Raw genomic sequence first — 406 nt, forward strand, 5'->3', positions numbered from 1 at the left:
CTACTTCCTTTCCTGGGGATTCTTGATGAAATCGGTGCGCCCACAAATTCGCTTCTGGGGAAATTTCGGCTTCCAACGTTTCTGGAAACAAAAAGCAATCTTTATATCCCACTATTGCCGACGATCCGCTTTGTGGAGACGGCCCAGCGCAGCCAGGGCATTACGGATTTCGGCTTCCTGGCCAGCAAGCGGCTTCATTTTTCCCATCTAAATGAAAAAACCCGGGCGCTGATCGCGCACTCTCCGACACTGCTCGTCGCGCTGCGCCACGCCTGCAACTGGGCATCGCGAGAAGATACGATCCTGAACATGTGGATGGAATGGGATAGCGATCATGTGCGTGTCTGCAGCAGGCTCGCCAGAACGAATGGGCTCCTGCATCTGGAACATTCGCAATGGCTTCAGA

1 pseudogene is annotated in these 406 nt (G+C 53.7%); it reads left to right on the forward strand.

What is annotated here, in order from left to right:
* Positions 1–406: pseudogene (locus tag AB4Z23_RS28780) on the forward strand (AraC family transcriptional regulator); the annotation flags it as partial.

The sequence above is a fragment of the Agrobacterium sp. MCAB5 genome, assembly GCF_052114365.1.
GTDB classification, from domain to species: domain Bacteria; phylum Pseudomonadota; class Alphaproteobacteria; order Rhizobiales; family Rhizobiaceae; genus Agrobacterium; species Agrobacterium tumefaciens.